Annotated in this window: 21 protein-coding genes; 8 read left to right on the top strand and 13 right to left on the bottom strand. The window is 63.4% G+C overall.

Annotated features, from left to right (window positions below):
* Positions 1-84: 84 nt before the first annotated feature.
* From plsY to ruvX, 6 genes are all read right to left on the bottom strand, one after another.
* Positions 85-702 (bottom strand): glycerol-3-phosphate 1-O-acyltransferase PlsY, encoded by a 618-nt coding sequence (gene plsY, locus ACQ66M_RS01825; protein WP_430401524.1) that lies wholly within the window; start codon positions 700-702, stop codon positions 85-87.
* 72 nt (positions 703-774) lie between these two features.
* Positions 775-1,773 carry a glycoside hydrolase family 5 protein gene (locus ACQ66M_RS01820; protein WP_350175061.1) on the bottom strand — a complete coding sequence of 333 codons (999 nt, stop codon included), beginning with the start codon at positions 1,771-1,773 and terminating at the stop codon, positions 775-777.
* A 140-nt stretch (positions 1,774-1,913) separates the two neighbouring features.
* Positions 1,914-3,194, bottom strand: coding sequence for a dihydroorotase (pyrC, locus tag ACQ66M_RS01815; protein ID WP_430401523.1), 1,281 nt, complete (start codon positions 3,192-3,194; stop codon positions 1,914-1,916).
* Entirely contained in the window at positions 3,191-4,138 is a 948-nt protein-coding gene (locus ACQ66M_RS01810) for an aspartate carbamoyltransferase catalytic subunit (protein WP_430401522.1), read from the bottom strand. The genes pyrC and ACQ66M_RS01810 overlap by 4 nt, the downstream gene beginning before the upstream one ends.
* A 54-nt stretch (positions 4,139-4,192) precedes the next feature.
* A complete protein-coding gene (locus ACQ66M_RS01805; RefSeq protein WP_430401521.1) occupies positions 4,193-5,107 on the bottom strand; it encodes an AEC family transporter in 915 nt (304 codons plus the stop codon).
* Positions 5,104-5,562, bottom strand: a complete 459-nt coding sequence (ruvX, locus tag ACQ66M_RS01800; protein WP_430401520.1) for a Holliday junction resolvase RuvX — start codon at positions 5,560-5,562, stop codon at positions 5,104-5,106. The genes ACQ66M_RS01805 and ruvX overlap by 4 nt, the downstream gene beginning before the upstream one ends.
* A 114-nt stretch (positions 5,563-5,676) precedes the next feature.
* Between ruvX and gatC the strand changes: the two genes are divergently transcribed.
* The 5 genes from gatC (at position 5,677) to ACQ66M_RS01775 (ending at position 9,216) form a co-directional block, all read left to right on the top strand.
* Positions 5,677-5,964 carry an Asp-tRNA(Asn)/Glu-tRNA(Gln) amidotransferase subunit GatC gene (gene gatC, locus ACQ66M_RS01795; RefSeq protein WP_430401519.1) on the top strand — a complete coding sequence of 96 codons (288 nt, stop codon included), beginning with the start codon at positions 5,677-5,679 and terminating at the stop codon, positions 5,962-5,964.
* Positions 5,965-6,078: 114 nt separating this feature from the next.
* Entirely contained in the window at positions 6,079-6,207 is a 129-nt protein-coding gene (locus tag ACQ66M_RS01790) for a hypothetical protein (RefSeq protein ID WP_277812963.1), read from the top strand.
* 90 nt (positions 6,208-6,297) lie between these two features.
* Positions 6,298-7,077, top strand: a complete 780-nt coding sequence (locus tag ACQ66M_RS01785; protein WP_430401518.1) for an enoyl-CoA hydratase/isomerase family protein — start codon at positions 6,298-6,300, stop codon at positions 7,075-7,077.
* A 68-nt stretch (positions 7,078-7,145) separates the two neighbouring features.
* A complete protein-coding gene (locus ACQ66M_RS01780) occupies positions 7,146-8,918 on the top strand; it encodes an AMP-binding protein (protein WP_430401517.1) in 1,773 nt (590 codons plus the stop codon).
* Between the two features lie 124 nt (positions 8,919-9,042).
* Complete coding sequence (locus ACQ66M_RS01775; RefSeq protein ID WP_430401516.1) at positions 9,043-9,216, top strand: hypothetical protein; 174 nt, start codon at positions 9,043-9,045, stop codon at positions 9,214-9,216.
* On the opposite strand, the gene ACQ66M_RS01770 is transcribed toward ACQ66M_RS01775, so the two are convergent.
* Positions 9,186-9,569, bottom strand: coding sequence for an SET domain-containing protein (locus ACQ66M_RS01770; protein WP_430401515.1), 384 nt, complete (start codon positions 9,567-9,569; stop codon positions 9,186-9,188). The genes ACQ66M_RS01775 and ACQ66M_RS01770 overlap by 31 nt on opposite strands.
* 32 nt (positions 9,570-9,601) lie before the next feature.
* On the bottom strand, positions 9,602-10,039 hold the full coding sequence (locus tag ACQ66M_RS01765) for a DUF6491 family protein (RefSeq protein ID WP_350175044.1): 438 nt from the start codon (positions 10,037-10,039) through the stop codon (positions 9,602-9,604).
* A 168-nt stretch (positions 10,040-10,207) separates the two neighbouring features.
* On the opposite strand from ACQ66M_RS01765, the gene gatA reads away from it, so the two are divergent.
* Together gatA and ACQ66M_RS01755 are read left to right on the top strand one after the other, a co-directional pair.
* Positions 10,208-11,680 (top strand): Asp-tRNA(Asn)/Glu-tRNA(Gln) amidotransferase subunit GatA, encoded by a 1,473-nt coding sequence (gene gatA / locus ACQ66M_RS01760; protein WP_430401514.1) that lies wholly within the window; start codon positions 10,208-10,210, stop codon positions 11,678-11,680.
* Between the two features lie 10 nt (positions 11,681-11,690).
* A complete protein-coding gene (locus ACQ66M_RS01755) occupies positions 11,691-12,164 on the top strand; it encodes a hypothetical protein (RefSeq protein ID WP_350175040.1) in 474 nt (157 codons plus the stop codon).
* 3 nt (positions 12,165-12,167) lie between these two features.
* Here the strand turns inward: ACQ66M_RS01755 and ACQ66M_RS01750 are convergent, their stop codons facing one another.
* The gene (locus tag ACQ66M_RS01750; protein ID WP_350175038.1) at positions 12,168-12,539 is read right to left on the bottom strand and encodes a hypothetical protein; all 372 of its coding nucleotides are present in this window, start codon (positions 12,537-12,539) and stop codon (positions 12,168-12,170) included.
* A 157-nt stretch (positions 12,540-12,696) separates the two neighbouring features.
* Here ACQ66M_RS01750 and gatB point away from each other — a divergent pair, with 157 nt between their 5' ends.
* Positions 12,697-14,208: an Asp-tRNA(Asn)/Glu-tRNA(Gln) amidotransferase subunit GatB gene (gene gatB, locus ACQ66M_RS01745; protein WP_350175036.1), complete on the top strand. Its 1,512-nt coding sequence runs from the start codon at positions 12,697-12,699 to the stop codon at positions 14,206-14,208.
* Positions 14,209-14,338: 130 nt separating this feature from the next.
* On the opposite strand, the gene ACQ66M_RS01740 is transcribed toward gatB, so the two are convergent.
* The 4 genes from ACQ66M_RS01740 to ACQ66M_RS01725 are packed head-to-tail and all read right to left on the bottom strand — an operon-like array spanning position 14,339 to position 17,140.
* The gene (locus ACQ66M_RS01740) at positions 14,339-14,770 is read right to left on the bottom strand and encodes an HIT family protein (protein ID WP_430401513.1); all 432 of its coding nucleotides are present in this window, start codon (positions 14,768-14,770) and stop codon (positions 14,339-14,341) included.
* The gene (locus ACQ66M_RS01735; RefSeq protein ID WP_430401512.1) at positions 14,767-15,930 is read right to left on the bottom strand and encodes a GNAT family N-acetyltransferase; all 1,164 of its coding nucleotides are present in this window, start codon (positions 15,928-15,930) and stop codon (positions 14,767-14,769) included. The genes ACQ66M_RS01740 and ACQ66M_RS01735 overlap by 4 nt, the downstream gene beginning before the upstream one ends.
* Before the next feature lie 25 nt (positions 15,931-15,955).
* Entirely contained in the window at positions 15,956-16,672 is a 717-nt protein-coding gene (locus tag ACQ66M_RS01730) for a glycerophosphodiester phosphodiesterase family protein (protein WP_350175030.1), read from the bottom strand.
* A 6-nt stretch (positions 16,673-16,678) separates the two neighbouring features.
* Positions 16,679-17,140: a RidA family protein gene (locus ACQ66M_RS01725; RefSeq protein ID WP_430401511.1), complete on the bottom strand. Its 462-nt coding sequence runs from the start codon at positions 17,138-17,140 to the stop codon at positions 16,679-16,681.
* Positions 17,141-17,165: the final 25 nt, after the last annotated feature.

Here is a 17,165-nt window from a genome sequence, read left to right as displayed (position 1 = left end):
GATGGGCCGGGCGCTCAGGGCGGCAGCCGGGCTGTTAAAGCGTTTCAGCAATGACGGGGCCGACATTCTGGGGCCATGCCGGGCTCATGCTTCGGGCTTGGCCTTTGATGTGCCGAACCTGGGTTCGGTGCCTTTCAGGAGGCGGGACAGGTTGGTGCGGTGGGTCCAGAACACGAAGGCTGACAAGAGGGCAAGGCCGCCGATGATGAACAGGTTGTGCTCGCCAAGGAGGTATGCGCCGGGCGGGACCAGCACGGCCGCCGTAAGGGCTGACAGGGACGAGATACGCGTGATGGCAAACACGACCAGCCAGACCGGCGCAGCCACGAAGAATCCGGGCAGCGAGACGAAGGGCAGCAGGCCAGCATAGGTGGCAACACCCTTGCCGCCCCTGAATCCGAGCCAGACCGGATAGCAATGGCCGACAAAGGCCATGGCGCCCGCCACAAAACCGATCTCGCGACCAAACATCCAGGTGAAGACGAAAGCCACGAGGCCCGCCTTCAGGCTGTCGAGGAGCAGGGTTGCGAATGCGAGATCCTTGCGGCCGGTGCGCAGCACATTGGTGGCGCCGATACTGTTGGAGCCGATGTCGCGTATGTCACCCAGGCCCGCGGCCCGGGTGAGCAACAGGCCAAAGGGGATTGAGCCTGCGAGATAGCCGCACACCAGCGCCGCGCCATATCCGATCCATGCCTGCATGCCACCGACTCCCTGCCGTGTTGCCTGGCAATGGTCTACGAACAGGGCCCGCACGCGGCAAGGCCCGTTGCGTCAATCGTCCATCAGGGCGGCGCGGATCGGTTCGATCCAGGCTTCCTTTTCCGGATCATAGGCCCGGAAGTTGGACGAGAAGCCCCAATGGCACCAGCCGAACTGGTTTGACTCAGACAGGTGACGCACCGTGCTGATCCATTTCACGCGCTCATCGACCGATGCCGCATCAAATACGCCGAACTCGCCGAGCAGCAACGGCATGCCATGCGTGTCCCGGAAGCTTGCAGCTGCGCGGAAATCCTCTGCCATGCGGGCCTGATCCTCCTCGCTACCCCATTCCGCCCCGGCGGGGGGTGTCGGCTTGAAGAACTCCGCCCCCTGGTGGGTGAAGGAAAAGGGATCGTAATAATGCCATGACAGAATGATGCGCGGATCATGGGGTGGCTGGCTCTCGATGAGGCCGGTCAGGGAGCCCCATTCAGCCGTCGCGAGGATGATCCAGCGGTCTGGCTGGGTCTTGCGAATGAGAGCGACGATGCGCTTGTTCAGCGCGTCGGTGCGCTTGACCGTCATCTTCGTGTTGGGCTCGTTGAGGACTTCGAAGATCAATGTGTCAGGATAGGCGGCATAGTGGGCCGCCAGCTGTTTCCAGATGCCTTCCAGCCGTCTTTCGTGGCGGGAGGGGTTGTGGTGGATATGGTGATAGTGATGCACATTGAGGATGACTTTCATGCCCTTTGCCAGGGCATGGTCGATGATCTCGTCAGTCCGCGCCAGCATGTCACTGTCGAGTTCGTAGGGCCTTCTGTGGTCGGCATGCGCCGACCAGCGCACGGGCAGCCGGATCGTGTCAAAACCAGCGTCCGCTATCCTGTCGATATCCGACATGCGCACGGTATAACCCCACACACCCTCGGAAGGGCCTTCCAGCGCGCCGCTCAGGTTCATGCAGCGCTGCACGGGTGAAACCGGGGGCTTGTACGCAACGCGGCCCAGATCAGATACGCACGCCGCGCTGACTGCCAGCGTCAGCGCAAATGCGAGAACAACACGCATGGACCTGTTGTACAATTTCCCCATGAGAGGATTTGACAGCAGCAGTGCGACGGGTCAACGCCAAGTCACCCGATAAGGGAGTTTGGGCCGATCACTTTTTGTCAGCCAGGTTTGCCGGGCTTTCAGGGGTCAGGATGCGGCTACAAATCGAACACGGTCTCGCCGCTCACAAATGTGCGCTTGACGCGGCCCTGCAGGCGGCGGCCATCGAAGGGCGAGTTGGTCGAGCGTGAGCGCAGGTCTTCGCGCACGCAGAGCCAGGGCTTGCCGGGATCGAACAGGATGAGGTCAGCAGGCGTGCCGGACTTCAGGCGGCCCTGCGGCAGGCCGAGCAGGTCGGCCGGGCGGCAGGTGACCGGCGCGAGGGCGTCGAGCAGGGGCAGGCCTTCATCGTGAACGAGGCTCATCAGCGCGGCCAGCGTGGTTTCGAGTCCTGCAGCGCCAAAGGCAGCCTCGCCGAAGGGCAGGCGCTTTTCCTCCGGGGGCTGGGGATCATGTGCCGACACGACAGCGTCAATCTCGCCGCGTTTCAGGGCGGCGATCAGTTCCTGCCGTGTGTCCTCGTCGCGGAAGGGCGGATTGACCTTGCAATAGGTGAGATAGTCGCCGACATCGCGCTCGTTGAAGAACAGCGTGTGGGCCGCGACAGTGGCGTGCACCTTCGCGCCCCGGCCACGCGCGGCGGCGATGATCTGCAGCGTGCGCGCCGTCGAGACCTGGTCGACCACGAGCCGGCAGCCGGTCGCCTCGGCCAGCATCACGTCACGGGCCGCCCCGATCCATTCGGCTTCCTGCGGTATGCCCGAAAGGCCGAACCGCGCGGCAAAGGCCCCGGCATTCATGACGCCCGAGCCTGACAGGCTGCGATCATCGGGCCGCGACATGACCAGCGTGTTGCGGCTGGCGGCATAGGCCATGGCGCGCTTCATGATGGAGGCGCTGGCAATGGGCATGTCGCCATTGGTGAAGATGATGGCGTCGGCATCCGCCATCAGGCCGATCTCGGCCATCTGTTCGCCCTTCAGGCCGACCGTCAGCGCGCCGGAGGGGTAGATGCGGGCCTTGGCGGTCTTGCGGGCCTGTTCGATAATGAAGCGGACAAGCGCGACATCATCCACGACCGGGCGCGTGTCGGGCATCACGACGAAACTGGTGACGCCGCCGGCGACGGCGGCGCGCGACGCGGTCGCCAGCGTTTCCTTCTGCTCGTCGCCGGGCTCGCCGGTCTTGACGCGCAGGTCGATCAGGCCGGGTGCGAGGCAGAGGCCGCCCGCATCGAGCGTTGCCTTCGCCTCCGCGTGCGGGCCGGACTGGCCCCTGGCCACGTCCTTGATCTTGCCCTTGTCGATGAAGATCGCGCCGGGCTCGTCCATGCCGGTGGCCGGGTCCAGCAGGCGGGCATTGTGGATGGAAAGGCTCATCTTTGTGTCCCCGCCAGAAGGTCAAGCACGGCTTCGCGCACAGCGACGCCCATTTCGACCTGTTCTGTAATGACCGATCGCGGGCCATCGGCAATGGCGCTTTCGATCTCGATACCGCGATTCATCGGGCCGGGATGCATGACTGTTGCGTCCGGCAAGGCGAGCGCGAGGCGGTCTGCGGTGAGGCCGAAATAGCGGAAGTATTCGCGGCGGCTGGGCAGGAAGGCGCCGTCCATGCGTTCCAGCTGCAGGCGCAGCATCATGACGACGTCTGCGCCTTTGAGGGCAGCATCGAAGTCTGTCGTGGCGCTGGCGGCGCCCCAGGTGTCCGTGCCGGGGGGCAGCAGGGTGCGGGGCCCGCAGAGATGGACCTCGGCGCCAAGCAGGTGCAGCGCCATGGTGGTGGAGCGCGCGACGCGGCTGTGGGCAATGTCGCCACATATGACCACTTTGAGGCCCTCAACGCGGCCCTTGGCGCGGCGGATGGTCAGCGTGTCAAGCAGGCCCTGCGTGGGGTGTTCATGGGTGCCGTCGCCGGCATTGATGACCGCGCAGTCGACCTTGCGTGAGAGCAGCTTGGCGCCGCCGGAGGCCGAGTGGCGGATGACCAGCACGTCCGGCTTCATGGCATTCAGTGTCATCGCCGTGTCGATCAGGGTCTCGCCCTTCTTCACGCTGGAATTGGCGACCGGCATGTTGATGACATCGGCGCCGAGGCGTTTGGCGGCGATTTCGAAACTGCTCATGGTGCGGGTGGAGTTCTCGAAGAACAGGTTTACCACGGTGCGCCCGGTGAGGACCGGATCGGCACGCTGGCCAGCCCGGGTCGCATCCGCATAGCTGTCGGCCAGATCGAGAATATGGGTGATGTCGAGGGGGTGAAGGCCTTCGATTCCCAGCAGATGCTCATGATCGAAGTTGTAGCTGTATCCCGCCATTGCCATGGAGGCCCTTTCGATTTTTGGCGGTTTAGGCCCGTTTCCGGCTGTTCGCAAGTGTCAGCCGCTGGCGAGGAAGTAGAACAGCGGCAGCGTCACCATGGCGAGCACGGTCTGGACGGCAATCAGGTTGGCCGCGAGGGGGGCGTCACCGCCGAGTTCGCGGGCAAGGATATAGGAGCTGGTGGCGGTGGGGGTGGCGGCACAGATCACCGCGATGGTGAGGGCCATGCCCGACAGGCCAAAGGCGAGGCCGAAGCCGATCGCCAGGGCGGGCAGGCCAAGCAGGCGGACGAGTGACCAGGCGAGCGTACGAGGCCCGGCGCGCTTCAGGGCCGAGAGGTCAACGCCTGCACCGGCAGACAGGAGGCCGAGCGCGAGCGCCGCGTCGCCCAGGATGCGCAGCATGTCATTGGCGAGGCGGGGCAGGTCGATACTGGCCGCGGCCAGAACGAGGCCGATGATGCAGGCGAGTACGATCGGGTTGCGTGCCAGGGCGAGCAAGGGCCGGGGCGTGGGGCCATGAGGCGTGTCGGCATGGGCGATGAGGGCGTAGACCGACAGGACATTGGCGGTCGGGATCATCACGGCGGCAGCGATGGTAACGAGGGCGAGGCCTTCCTGCCCGTACAGCAGGCTGCCGATTGAGAGCGCGATCATCGTGTTCCAGCGGACGTTCGACTGGATGATGGTGCCGACGGCCGGCCGTTCCATGCCGGGCAGGAATCGGGCGGCGAGGCCGACGGCACCCAGCACAAGCTGGGCGAGGATCAGCGCGGCGGCGAGGCGCCAGGGCGCGGTCTCGAACGGTGTGTTGGCAAGGGTGCGGATGATCAACGCCGGAAACAGGACGACATAAGAGAGCCGCTCGATGGCGCGCCAGCTTTCAGCAGGAATCCACTTGCGGGCTGAGAGAACGTGTCCCAGCGCCACGATCGCGATGACCGGCAGCAGGGCGTAGAGGAAGCCGCTCATCCAAGGCGGTCCAGCACGTCGAGCGCGGATTTGAGGATGATTGCGGCGGCCGAGGCGTCAATGCGTTCGGCGCGGCGCCTCGCTGACATGTCGGCCTGGATCATCACGCTTTCCGCCTCGGCGCTGGACAGGCGTTCGTCCTGGAAGGCGACCGGCACGTCGCGGCGCAGCAGGATATTGTAGACCAGCGCCCGGGTGGACTGGGCGCGGCGGCCTTCGGTGCCGTCCATATGGAGCGGCAGGCCAACAATCAGCGCAACCGCCTGGCGGTCGTCATAGATCTCGAACAGGCGCGTGATGGAGGGGCCGAGCGTCTTGCCTCGCCTTATGGTTTCCACGGGGCTGGCGATCATGCGCGTGGCGTCAGTCGCCGCGACGCCCATGGTCCGTGTGCCGGGGTCGATACCGACAAGCACGCCGACGCGCGGCAGGGAGGCAAGATCAGTTACGGCCAAAACGGTCCTGTCCGGGATAGAGGTCAACTCAGGATGAGCGCTATAGCGGCTTGATACGCCCTTGCCTATCGCGTATTCGGGCCGGATCGAAGCCATGTCACCGGAGCCCGCGCCATGAGTGTTACCAAGGATGATGTCCGCAAGGTTGCCCGCCTGTCGCGCATTGCCGTGCCCGAGGAGCGCCTCGAGGAAATGGCCGGAGAGCTGAACGGCATTCTCGGCTGGATCGACCAGCTGAACGAAGTGGACATTGAGGGCGTTGAGCCGATGACCTCGGTTGTCGAGACAAAGCTGCCGATGCGCGAGGATGTGGTGACGGATGGCAACATCCAGGACCAGGTTCTGGCCAATGCGCCGCGCAGCGAAGACGGGTTCTTCATCGTGCCCAAGGCCGTCGAGTAGGCGCGCAGCGACTTCACCCATAAATGAAGTGCCGGAACGGCCTTATTTAAGGCGCCGTGACCCCCCACCTGTTGGAGAGGATCCGATTTGGGTCCCTGCACAGGAACGCATATCATGGCCAAGGGTCAGAAGAAGACGAACAAGGAAGTCCGCAAGCCGAAGGCGGAAAAAGTGAAGACGAACGCGTCCAACCCCTCGGTCAAACCAGGCACCATCAAGGGGCTTGAGCACCTCAAGCGCTAGGCTGCCCTGACCGGACCTGACGTTGCGTCCGTGATTGCCGGTGACTGCTGACCGGCGGCATAGTCTCCTGACACAAACCGGGAGGATGCCATGTCCGTGATGACGATCGAAACCAGGGATCATGTTTCCCTGCTGACGCTGCGGCGGCCGCAGGTGATGAACGCGCTGAATTACGAACTCTACATGGCGCTGGAAGACGCCGTGCGGGAGAGCGATGCGCGGGTCATTGTCATCACCGGAGAGGGGCGCGGCTTCTGTACCGGTGACGATGTGAAGGAAATCCTGAGCCAGAAGGCGAAGGGGCCGGCGGAAATGAAGGCACGCGGTCGTCGCACCGGCGGCCTGACGCCGGCTGCAGACGCCTTGCTCTATACGGACATTCCCGTGATTGCAGCGGTGAACGGCTTTGCGCTGGGCTGGGGCATGGAGCTGGCGCTGATGGCCGATATCCGCGTCGCGTCTGAGGCGGCAAGGTTCGGCGAGCTGTTCGTGCAGCGCGGGCTGTGCTGCGATGCGCCGGGCCTTGGCCGTCTGGCGCAGGTGGTGGGCCGCGAGCGGGCGGCGGAACTCCTGTTCACGGGCGAGATCATCGATGCGCAGACAGCGAAGGAGATCGGCCTCGTTTCGCGGGTCGTGGCGCCGGATGATCTGTTGCCGGCAGCCATGGAGATTGCGGCAAAGATTGCCACCAACCCGCCGCGTGCGGTGCAGTCGATCAAGGCCGGCCTGCGGCGCACGCTGGACCCCGACTGGCGCGATGTTGGCAACTGGGCGATCAAGGAAATCCGGACCCTGATGGAAACAGAGGACGCTGCCGAAAGCGCTGCCGCTTTTCTGGAAAAGCGAAAGCCAGTGTTTACAGGCCGGTAGATACAGGATCGATGAAATTTCACCGATCGGTTTCAGCATAAGTCAAAGCTGATGTGTCAGTAAGGGACATGACCAAAGCCGTTGGGGGCCGAAAAGTTATGTCTGCCGTATCGCAATTTTCGCCTGTTCCGTTCGAAGACCAGCCGATCCTGGACTTCTACAATCCGGAAGCCGCCGCGTTCCAGTCGCAGCTGGGAGAATATGTCCCGCGACGGATCGAAACACTGATGGAGCAGGCTGCCGCAGGGTCTGGCAAGAAGCCTTTCCTGACGACGGCGCTGCCGAATGGCGCGAGTGCGACCCTTACCTTTGCCGAAGTCGACAGGCATTCTGCAAACCTTGCACGCTACCTGCGCGAAGAGTTGAAACTTCAGAAGGGTGACGTCGTTGCGCTCCAGGCGCCGAACTGCATTTCCAACGTGCTGGCCATGCTGGGCGTGCTGCGGGCCGGCCTTGTGCTGACCAATATCAATCCGCTCTACACGGCCCACGAGACGCGCCGCCAGCTGCGCGATGCTGAGGTCAAGGTGCTGATCACGTCAAGCCTGTTTCCGGACGTGGCCGAGGAGGCCGTTGTGGGCACCGGAATTGTGTCCGTGATCAGCCTGTCGCTGACCGACTTTTTCTCGCCATTGAAGAAAACAGTGATGGATTTCGTGCTGCAGCACGTCAAGAAGATGGGCCGCCCCCTGAAGATTCACAATGTGCCCATGGCCGATGCGCTCAAGCGCGGCGCGGCACACGACACGCCGATGTCACTGTATGCGAAGGACCGGGATGCGAACGAAGATGCGATCTTCCAGTATTCCGGCGGTACGACCGGCATATCGAAAGGCGTGCGCCTGACCGAAGCGGGTGTTGTGACCAATGTCGAACAGTTTGCCAGCCTGTCGCCGCACATGATCGATGCGCCTTCCCAGACCATGCTTCTGGTGCTGCCGGTATATCATGTGTTTGGCCTGTTTTCCTCGATCATCGCACTGCGCAATGCGGCGCACCTGGTTCTGGTGCCGAGCCCCAAGCCGCTGTCGAACCTGAAGGCGGCTTTCCGCAAGTTCCGCCCGAACGCCTTTCCCGGTGTCAGCACCCTTTTTGCCAAACTGATGGACGAGGCGTGGTTCTACGAAAACCCACCGCAGCTGACGCTGACCATTTCCGGCGCCATGGGGCTGAACCCCGAAGTGCGCAAGCAATGGATCGGCCTGACAGGATCGAGCGTGATCGAGGGCTACGGCATGACCGAGACCACGACGCTTATCAGCGTGAACCCGCCAGACGCGCGCACACGCGCCGGGTCTGTGGGCATGCCCCTGCCGGGAACGGCCGTCTCGATCCTGCGTGACGATGGCAGCTTTGCCGGGCCGGGCGAGACAGGCGAAATCGTCGTGGCCGGGCCTCAGGTGATGGCAGGCTATCTTGGCCGCCCCGAGACAACGGCGGCGGCGTTTCATGTCGGCTGGATGAAAACGGGCGATGTCGGGTATCTCGATGATGACGGCTTCCTCTACCTGGTCGACCGTATCAAGGACATGCTTCTGGTCGGGGGCTTCAATGTGTTCCCGAACGAGGTTGATGCCGTGCTGGCCACGCATCCGGGGATCGCAGAGGCCGCCGTGGCAGGCGTGCCGGACGGAAACATGGGCGACACGATGCATGCCTTCATTGTGCGGGGCGACCCGGACCTGACAGCGGCTGAAGTGATGGCGCACTGCGCCTCCTGCCTGACGGCCTACAAGCGTCCGCGCAAGGTGCATTTTGTCGATGAATTGCCAAAATCGCCGATCGGCAAAGTGGTGCGGCGAGAGCTGCGCGCGCAGGTCAAGGCTGCGGCTGGCGACTGACGCTTCGCAATCGTGAGTAGGCTGTTTCATATCCTGAAGCGGATCGCTCCAGACCCAGAACGATTTGCCCGCCCGTCCAGGCGTACTTCTCGGTGTGTCAACACGCCAAAGAGAAGACAGGCAGATGAAAGCGAAAACACGCCGGTCAGGCCAGCTTGGACAGGTCATCGCCGCGATAGACACGGCGCTGTTTTACCTTGCGATCATCCGCGATGGTTTTCACGCTGGCAGCCTATACCGCCTGCATGCTCGCATGATGGGCGGCGCTCAGATGATCTCATCGGCGAATTCCTCGTAATCGATGAGAATTTCGTCGTCGGGTGCGATCGCCTGCCTGGCTGTCAGGGTGACTGTTCGGGCCGAGGCGTCGATGGTGAAATCGGCATTGGCCTTCCGGCTGTGATTGCACATCGAGATTTCCCCGAAGGCGACGGCGCCGCGCATCTCACCCTCAGCGTTCTCGTCGACATAGAATACATAATGGTGGAGCAGCGTCGAGCGCACGGTGGCGGTGTCTTCCGTCGAAAGCACCAGCAGCGGATAGACTGCGATAACGGTTCCGGGGACGATGGCGCGGGCTGCGAACAGCCCGCGGCCATGAAAGGGCGAATCTTTTACCTCGACGAACGAAGCCTGTGCGGATTGTGGCATGCGCCCGTATCTAGCACAGCTGTGTCCGGGCGCTATTCAGATTCTTCGGCATCTGCCGGGGCCTTAGCCTTGCCATCCCATTCATGGACCGATTTGACCATGCAGCGCTGCCCGCCAAAGCCCGTATCATCGTGAAACCCTGCAATGGAATCAGAGGTGATGATATAATCGCCCTTGCTGAGGCAGCCGGTGGTGGAATCCACGGCGAGCTGCTGGGCATGATCGAGATTGAAACAGCTGCCATGCACTTCGATCAGGTAGTCTTTTGAGCCTTTCGAGATCACAACCGTGTCATCCGTGGCATCGTGGAAGCCGGAAATCGTCGAGGTGAAGCAGACATTCCTGACTTCTTCGCCAAGGCGCGCATCACCAGCGAACTGGGCGACACCCTTTGGCTTTGCGTCTGCGGGGGCCTGGCTGGCGCAGGCAGCGAGGAGGACTGAAGTTGTGGCAAGGAGAGCAAGGCGCATGGGAGATCCTTTTCGGGTTGCTGCCTGGAAAAACGTGGAAACCCGGGCAAATGTTCCGTTCCCAAGTGTTGCGCCGGGCCTTCGGAACTGACAAGCGCGCTCACGGAGACTTGAACTTTCCCCTCAAGCCGTCATAGCAGGCGGGCAGATTTCTTCGCGGGATTTTACATGACCGATTTGACCAAACTCACCCTCGCCGCAGCGCTTGATGGCCTGAAAGCCAAGCAGTTTTCGTCGCGCGAGATCACGCAGGACTTCGTGAGCGCCATCGAGGGCGCCCGGGTGCTGAACGCCTATGTGGTCGAAACGCCGGACAAGGCGCTGGCCATGGCCGATGCGTCGGATGCGAAACTTGCCAGGGGCGAGGGTGGCAGGCTGGAAGGCGCGCCGCTGGGCATCAAGGACCTCTACTGCACCAAGGACGTGCGCACCACGGCGTGCAGCGGCATTCTCGGCGAGTTCACCCCGACCTATGAATCCACTGTCACGCAGAACCTGTGGGATGAAGGCGCGGTCATGCTGGGCAAGCTCAACATGGACGAGTTCGCCATGGGCTCGTCCAACGAGACATCGCACTTTGGCAATGTGGTGAACCCATGGCGCCGCGCAGGCGACAATCAGGGCCTGACGCCGGGCGGCTCGTCGGGTGGCTCTGCGGCCTCCGTCGCGGCGGACCTCTGCCTTGCGGCGACAGCCTCCGATACCGGCGGCTCGATCCGCCAGCCAGCCGCCTTCACGGGCACCGTGGGCATCAAGCCGACCTATGGCAGGGCCAGCCGTTACGGTATGGTGGCCTTCGCCTCCTCGCTCGACCAGGCCGGGCCGATTGCCAAGACCGTGGAAGACAGCGCCATCCTGCTGGAAGTGATGTGCAGCCATGACGCGAAGGATTCCACTTCGCTGGATATTGCCACGCCGGACTGGCGCGGCGATGTCGGCAAGGGCGTGAAAGGCATGCGGATCGGCATTCCGAAGGAATACCGGATGGACGGCATGTCGGAGGAGATCGACGCACTGTGGAACCAGGGTATTGCCTGGCTGAAGGCTGCAGGGGCCAAGATCGTGGATATCAGCCTGCCGCACACGAAATACGCGCTGCCGGCCTATTACATCGTGGCCCCCGCGGAGGCCTCGTCAAACCTCGCGCGCTATGACGGCATGCGCTATGGCGCGCGCGTCGAGGGCAATAACCTGGCGCAGACCTATGAAGGCACGCGGGCCAGCGGGTTTGGCAAAGAAGTGCAGCGGCGCCTGCTGATCGGCACGTATGTGCTCTCCAGCGGCTATTATGACGCCTATTACCTGCGTGCACAGAAAGTGCGCACGAAGATCCTCAACGACTTCGTCGATGCCTTTGAGAGCTGCGACGCGGTGCTGACGCCGACCTGCCCGTCACCTGCCTTTGCCTTTGGCGAGAAGAGCGGCGACCCGGTGGAAATGTATCTCAATGACGTGTTCACGGTGACGGCGAACCTTGCCGGCCTGCCGGGCATTTCCGTGCCGGCCGGCCTGTCGAAAAGCGGCCTGCCGCTCGGCCTGCAGGTGATCGGCAAGGCGCTGGACGAGGCAGCCTGCTTCCGCGTCGGCGGCGAACTGGAACGTGCAGCTGGCTTCGTGGCAAAACCTGACCGCTGGTGGTAGGCTGGCACACATGAAACGCTTTCTCGCCCTTTTCGCCGTCATGCTCGTCATCTGTCTCGCCCTGATGTGGGGGATGATGGCGCAGAACGGGTATGATCTGTTTGCGCCGGAGATGAGCGGCATGCTGCTCGTGGCCGTGCTGGTGGCGGCCTATGTCGCGTTCCGGATCTCGCGGATCCTGGCGAAGCGGGCGGAGCGGGAGCATGACGGCTCGCCGCTGAAGGGCGCGCAGAAATCGAAACTGTCCGGCCTGTTCAATTCCAAGAGCCCGGCCCAGCAGGCACGCGAAGCCCGTGTGGCCGCGCGGCGCAAGCAGCTGATCTCCGAGGGCAAGCTGGAAGACGACACACCCGCCGAGCCCGAGACTCCGCCGGTGCCGGAGGGCGAAGTGCCCACACGGGTGCCGCAGACCGCTTCGGTCAAGGAGCGGATGGACGCCCGGCGCGAGCGCTACAAACGCGCCAAGGAAGAAGGCAAGATATAGCGCTCAGGCGCTGGCAGGCCGGAGCGTGACCGTGGCCGCACGGGGCGCGGCCGGCCCTGCGACATGCACTTTCCTGCCGCCGCCGGGGCCGTCATCATTATCATCCTCGTCGCTGCGCGACCTGTCGGTAATGCGCGAGAGATAGATGCCGACGCCGACAAGCCCGCCAACCGGGCCGAATTGCAGCATCATGGCTGCAACGAAGATGATCGGCATGTCGAGCCGCATATTGCCAAGCGCCTGCAGCACGAGGAACAGACCCACGGCGCCGACCATCAGGCCGCACCCGAACCCGATGATCAGGTGCTTGAGAAGGCCGCGGACAATCGGCCGTTCGTCCTCGCCTGAACCGTCCAGAATCATCTTGAACAACATGGCTTTCCTCCCCGTGCGCTATTGCGCTTGCCGCATTCTTGATCAGTGCGGCGAAAAAGAAAAGCCTTCGCGCCAGCGTGCGGTCATGTCCGCTCGACAGAGCGGGCCGCTTGCCGTTAGAAGGACGGCTTGTTTGAATTGGTCATAAGGGCAGGTCATGTCAGCGCGCACACCCTACGTACTCAAAGGCGACACCGGCGACTGGGAAGTCGTCATGGGGCTTGAGATCCACGCGCAGGTGGCTTCGAATGCCAAGCTGTTCTCGGGCGCCTCGACGGAATTTGGTGCAGACCCGAACTGCAATGTCTCGCTGGTGGATGCGGCGATGCCGGGCATGCTGCCGGTGATCAACCGGAAATGCGTGGAACAGGCCGTGCGCACGGGCCTTGGCCTGAAGGCCGAGATCAATCATTACAGCCGGTTTGACCGCAAGAACTATTTCTACCCCGACCTGCCGCAAGGCTATCAGATCAGCCAGTTCGCCCACCCGATTGTCGGCGAAGGCGAGATCGAGGTGGATGTCGAGCCCGCGCATGGCGGCGAGGCGTACAGTTTTACCTGCCGCATCGAGCGCCTGCACCTGGAACAGGATGCCGGCAAGTCGATCCACGACATGGACCCGAATTCGACCTATGTGGACCTGAACCGTTCCGGCGTGGCGCTGATGGAAATCGTGTCCAAGCCGGACGTGCGCTCGCCTGCCGAGGCGGCCGCCTATGTGAAGAAGCTGCGGGCCATCGTCATCGCGCTCGGCACCTGTGATGGCGACATGGACAAGGGCAATCTGCGCGCCGACGTGAACGTGTCCGTCTGCCGCCCCGGCCAGTACGAGAAATTCCGCGAGACGGGCGATTTCGGCCATCTCGGCACGCGCTGCGAGTTAAAGAACATGAACTCGTTCCGCTTCATCCAGCAGGCGATCGAATACGAGGCCCGCCGCCAGATCGAGATCATCGAGGGCGGCGGCACGGTAGACCAGGAAACGCGCCTGTTCGACCCGGTGAAGGTCGAGACACGGTCCATGCGTTCAAAGGAAGATGCGCACGATTACCGCTATTTCCCGGACCCGGACCTGTTGCCGCTGGAAATCGAGCAGGCCTGGATCGACGAGATCAGGGCCAGCCTGCCGGAACTACCGGACGAGAAACGCGCGCGCTTTGAATCCGAATATGGCATCTCGCACTATGACGCCGGCGTGCTGATCGCGGACGCCGACAAGGCGGCCTATTTCGAGACTGTCGCCAAGGGGCGCGACGCGAAACTGGCCGCCAACTGGGTGACGCAGGAATTATTCGGCTATCTCAACAAGGAAGGTCTTGAGCTGGGCGACAGCCCCGTTTCGGCGGATGCGCTGGGCGGCCTGATCGCGCTGATCAGCGACGACACGATCAGCGGCAAGATCGCCAAGGATGTGTTCGCGCGCATGATTGCGGGCGAGGGCGAAGCGGCGGCGATTGTCGAGAAACACGGCCTGAAGCAAGTGACCGATACTGGCGCCATCGAGAAGGTCGTCGACGAGATCATCGCGGCGAACCCCGAACAGGTCGAAAAGGTGAAGGACAAGCCGCAGACGCTCGGCTGGTTCGTCGGCCAGGTGATGAAGGCCTCAGGCGGCAAGGCCAACCCCAAGGCTGTGAACGAGATATTGAAGGCGAAGCTGGGAGTTTAGGGCGTATAAGCCCCCTCCGTCTGGCCGCTTTGCGTCCAGCCACCTCACCCGTATCGCAGGGGAGGACAACCGCTCTCCATTTCCTCCCCCGCTTGCGGAGGAGGTGCCCCGAAGGAGTGGAGGGGCGCGCTTAAAGCCCCGCCCGAATCCGCGCCGCCAGCTTTTCCAGCTCTCCCATGTCCGCCATGCCGCCGCCGTGGCGGCCGAGGGGGATTCCTTCCCAGCGGGGGATCACGTGAAAGTGGAGATGGTAGACGGTCTGCCCGGCGGGGGCGCCGTTGAACTGGGTGACGACAAGGCCATCCGGCGTCAGCGCGGCCTCGACGGCCTTCGCGACTTTCTGGACCACAAGCATGCAGGGCCCGAGCTTTTCCGGCGGCATGTCGAGCAGGTTGCGGGCTGTCACGTCTTTCGGGATGACCAGCGTGTGGCCTTCGGCCTGCGGGAAGACGTCCATGAAGGCAAGGGCGGTGTCGTCCTCGTAGACCTTCACGGCAGGCATCTCGCCGCGCAGGATTTTCGCGAAGATGTTGGTCGGGTCGTACGTATCGTGAAGGGTCATGTGTCTTTCCTGAAGGGTGTGCGTTCGATGAGATAGTCCATGTCGGATTCAACCGCGTCGCGTTCGCGGGTGAGGTAGTCGGCGACGGCGTTGCGCAGGCCCGGATGGGCGATCCAGTGAGCCGACCGGGTGAGGACGGGGACATAGCCGCGGGCGAGCTTGTGGCCGCCCTGGGCGCCTGCCTCGACATATTGCAGGCCGCGCGCAATCGCAAAATCGATGGCCTGGTAATAGCAGGTCTCGAAGTGGAGCATGGGGCGCTGTTCGCTGCAGCCCCAGTAGCGGCCATAGAGCGTGTCCGAGCCGATCAGGTTCATGGCGCCCGCGACAGGCTCGCCGTCCTCCATGGCGAAGATGAAGAGGAGGTCACCGGCCATGCGCTCGCGAAGCAGGGAGAAGCTCCGCCGCGTGAGGTAGGGCGAACCCCATTTGCGGCTGCCGGTGTCCATGTAGAAATGGAAGAAATGGTCGAGATGGTCCTCGGTGATGGCATCGCCGGTGAGGTGGACGAACTCGAGGCCTTCCTGCGCCTTCGCGCGCTCCTTGCGCAGGTTCTTGCGCTTGGCTGAGGAGAGGGCGGCGAGGAAGTCGTCGAAGGTCCCGTAACTGTCATTTACCCAGCGGAATTGCTGGTCGGTGCGCGAGAGGAGGCCGGTATTGGCGAGGATTTCGGCGTCTTGCGTGTCGACGAAATTGATATGGAGGGAGGAGAGGTCGTTTTCCTCGGCGAGCTGGATGGCACCGGCCAGGAGCGCAGCCTTCAGCTGGGCCTCGTCCGGACCGCGGGGAACGAGGCGGCGGCGGCCGGTGACGGGGGTGAAGGGCACGGCCGAGAGCAGTTTCGGGTAATAGGCCCCGCCCGCGCGCTCATAAGCATCGGCCCAGCTCTGGTCAAACACGAATTCGCCGCGCGAATGCATCTTGGCGTAGAGCGGCATGGCGGCGCGCAGGCGGCCATTCCCGCCCCGGATCAGGAGATGGCGCGGCACCCAGCCGGTGGTTGGCGCTGCGGCGCCAGAGCTTTCCATCGCTTCGAGGAATTGCCATGTCAGGAAGGGATCGTAGCGTTCACCGGGCGGATTGGCGACGGCATTCCACTCATCGGGCGACACCTCGGCCAGGCCGGGGACGATGGTGATCTTGAGCGCGCTGTCGTCCATGCCCGTCAATCTAGGGCGCGCGGCATCATGATGCCAGCGGAACGGGCAGGTGTTCGAAAATGACTGCGCCATGCAGAAGGCGGATGCGGCGCACATCTGCCATCGTGCGCACGGTCCATACGACAAAGGGCAGCTTGCCGCCAAGCCTGACCGCGGCGCGCTCGGCGTCGGCGACATTGATGGCGAGATAGTCGACCTTGCGGTCCACAGCGCGCGCCAGTTTGGCGTCGAACCCGGCCTCGCTGGTGCGATGGATGGGGTGGATAAGCTGGCCGCGCATGACGGCTTCGGGCAGGGCATCGACGGCCGGTTCGGAAAAGCTCATCGCGGCGGCCGGCCCGATATGGCGGGTCAGGTGATCGCCGACCTGGCGGGCAAAGACCTCGGGGTCCGTGTCGCCGTCAATCTTCATTTCCGTCAGCAAGGGCAGCGAGGTCGGCCAGATGTCGAGCAGGGCGTCGAGGGTCGGGATCGGCTGCCTGGTGCCGGCGAGGCGCAGCGAGTCCAGCAGGGACATGTCCTGGTCCTGGAAGTCGCCCTCCACCCCCGTCATGCGAGCCAGGGTCGGGTCATGGAACACCATGATCTCGCCGGACTTTGACGGGCGCACATCGTATTCGATGCCTAGGCCCGCTTCGGCGGCAGCCTTGAAAGCGGCCAGCGAGTTTTCCGGGTGGCCGTCAGCAGACCAGAGGCCGCGATGGGCATAGGTGAAAGCTGTCAGGTCAAAATGCCGCGCCATATCGGATTATCCTGTGATTTCGAACACACCATCGACTTCGACCGCCACGCCCATGGGCAGGACGGGACAGGCCACGGCGGAGCGTGCGTGACGGCCGGCATCGCCAAAGACTTCGACCATCAGGTCGGAGCAGCCATTGATGACCTGCGGTATGTCAGTGAAGTGCGGCGCCGCATTGACGAAGCCGCCGAGCTTCACGACGCGCTTGATGCGGCTGAGATCACCGACAGCGGCCTTGCACTGGGCGATCAGGTTGATGCCGCACTGGCGGGCGGCATGCTGGCCAGCGGAGAGTTCCATGTCGTCGCCAAGGCGGCCATTGATGCGGCCCGTGGGCGTGGCGCTGACCTGGCCGGAGACGAACAGCATGTTTCCCGTGATCACGAAGGGCACATAGTTCGCGACGGGCGCCATGGGCGTGGGCAGTTCGATACCGAGCGCGTCGAGGCGGTTTTCGGGTGTGGACATGGGCAGGCTCCGGTTCGTGAATGTC

Origin of the sequence: Hyphomonas sp. (assembly GCF_965284475.1) — a bacterium.
GTDB lineage: Bacteria > Pseudomonadota > Alphaproteobacteria > Caulobacterales > Hyphomonadaceae > Hyphomonas.
The sequence above is the reverse complement of the archived record's forward strand: the minus strand, read 5'-3'. Positions and strand labels throughout refer to the sequence as shown.

What these genes read in the sequence shown, in the direction of transcription:
- plsY (WP_430401524.1), bottom strand. Translation starts at nt 702, where the DNA reads ATGCAGGCATGGATCGGATATGGCGCGGCGCTGGTGTGCGGCTATCTC.
- ACQ66M_RS01820 (WP_350175061.1), bottom strand. Translation starts at nt 1,773, where the DNA reads ATGCGTGTTGTTCTCGCATTTGCGCTGACGCTGGCAGTCAGCGCGGCG.
- pyrC (WP_430401523.1), bottom strand. Translation starts at nt 3,194, where the DNA reads ATGAGCCTTTCCATCCACAATGCCCGCCTGCTGGACCCGGCCACCGGC.
- ACQ66M_RS01810 (WP_430401522.1), bottom strand. Translation starts at nt 4,138, where the DNA reads ATGGCAATGGCGGGATACAGCTACAACTTCGATCATGAGCATCTGCTG.
- ACQ66M_RS01805 (WP_430401521.1), bottom strand. Translation starts at nt 5,107, where the DNA reads ATGAGCGGCTTCCTCTACGCCCTGCTGCCGGTCATCGCGATCGTGGCG.
- gatC (WP_430401519.1), top strand. Translation starts at nt 5,677, where the DNA reads ATGAGTGTTACCAAGGATGATGTCCGCAAGGTTGCCCGCCTGTCGCGC.
- ACQ66M_RS01790 (WP_277812963.1), top strand. Translation starts at nt 6,079, where the DNA reads ATGGCCAAGGGTCAGAAGAAGACGAACAAGGAAGTCCGCAAGCCGAAG.
- ACQ66M_RS01785 (WP_430401518.1), top strand. Translation starts at nt 6,298, where the DNA reads ATGTCCGTGATGACGATCGAAACCAGGGATCATGTTTCCCTGCTGACG.
- ACQ66M_RS01780 (WP_430401517.1), top strand. Translation starts at nt 7,146, where the DNA reads ATGACCAAAGCCGTTGGGGGCCGAAAAGTTATGTCTGCCGTATCGCAA.
- ACQ66M_RS01775 (WP_430401516.1), top strand. Translation starts at nt 9,043, where the DNA reads ATGAAAGCGAAAACACGCCGGTCAGGCCAGCTTGGACAGGTCATCGCC.
- ACQ66M_RS01770 (WP_430401515.1), bottom strand. Translation starts at nt 9,569, where the DNA reads ATGCCACAATCCGCACAGGCTTCGTTCGTCGAGGTAAAAGATTCGCCC.
- ACQ66M_RS01765 (WP_350175044.1), bottom strand. Translation starts at nt 10,039, where the DNA reads ATGCGCCTTGCTCTCCTTGCCACAACTTCAGTCCTCCTCGCTGCCTGC.
- gatA (WP_430401514.1), top strand. Translation starts at nt 10,208, where the DNA reads ATGACCGATTTGACCAAACTCACCCTCGCCGCAGCGCTTGATGGCCTG.
- ACQ66M_RS01755 (WP_350175040.1), top strand. Translation starts at nt 11,691, where the DNA reads ATGAAACGCTTTCTCGCCCTTTTCGCCGTCATGCTCGTCATCTGTCTC.
- ACQ66M_RS01750 (WP_350175038.1), bottom strand. Translation starts at nt 12,539, where the DNA reads ATGTTGTTCAAGATGATTCTGGACGGTTCAGGCGAGGACGAACGGCCG.
- gatB (WP_350175036.1), top strand. Translation starts at nt 12,697, where the DNA reads ATGTCAGCGCGCACACCCTACGTACTCAAAGGCGACACCGGCGACTGG.
- ACQ66M_RS01740 (WP_430401513.1), bottom strand. Translation starts at nt 14,770, where the DNA reads ATGACCCTTCACGATACGTACGACCCGACCAACATCTTCGCGAAAATC.
- ACQ66M_RS01735 (WP_430401512.1), bottom strand. Translation starts at nt 15,930, where the DNA reads ATGGACGACAGCGCGCTCAAGATCACCATCGTCCCCGGCCTGGCCGAG.
- ACQ66M_RS01730 (WP_350175030.1), bottom strand. Translation starts at nt 16,672, where the DNA reads ATGGCGCGGCATTTTGACCTGACAGCTTTCACCTATGCCCATCGCGGC.
- ACQ66M_RS01725 (WP_430401511.1), bottom strand. Translation starts at nt 17,140, where the DNA reads ATGTCCACACCCGAAAACCGCCTCGACGCGCTCGGTATCGAACTGCCC.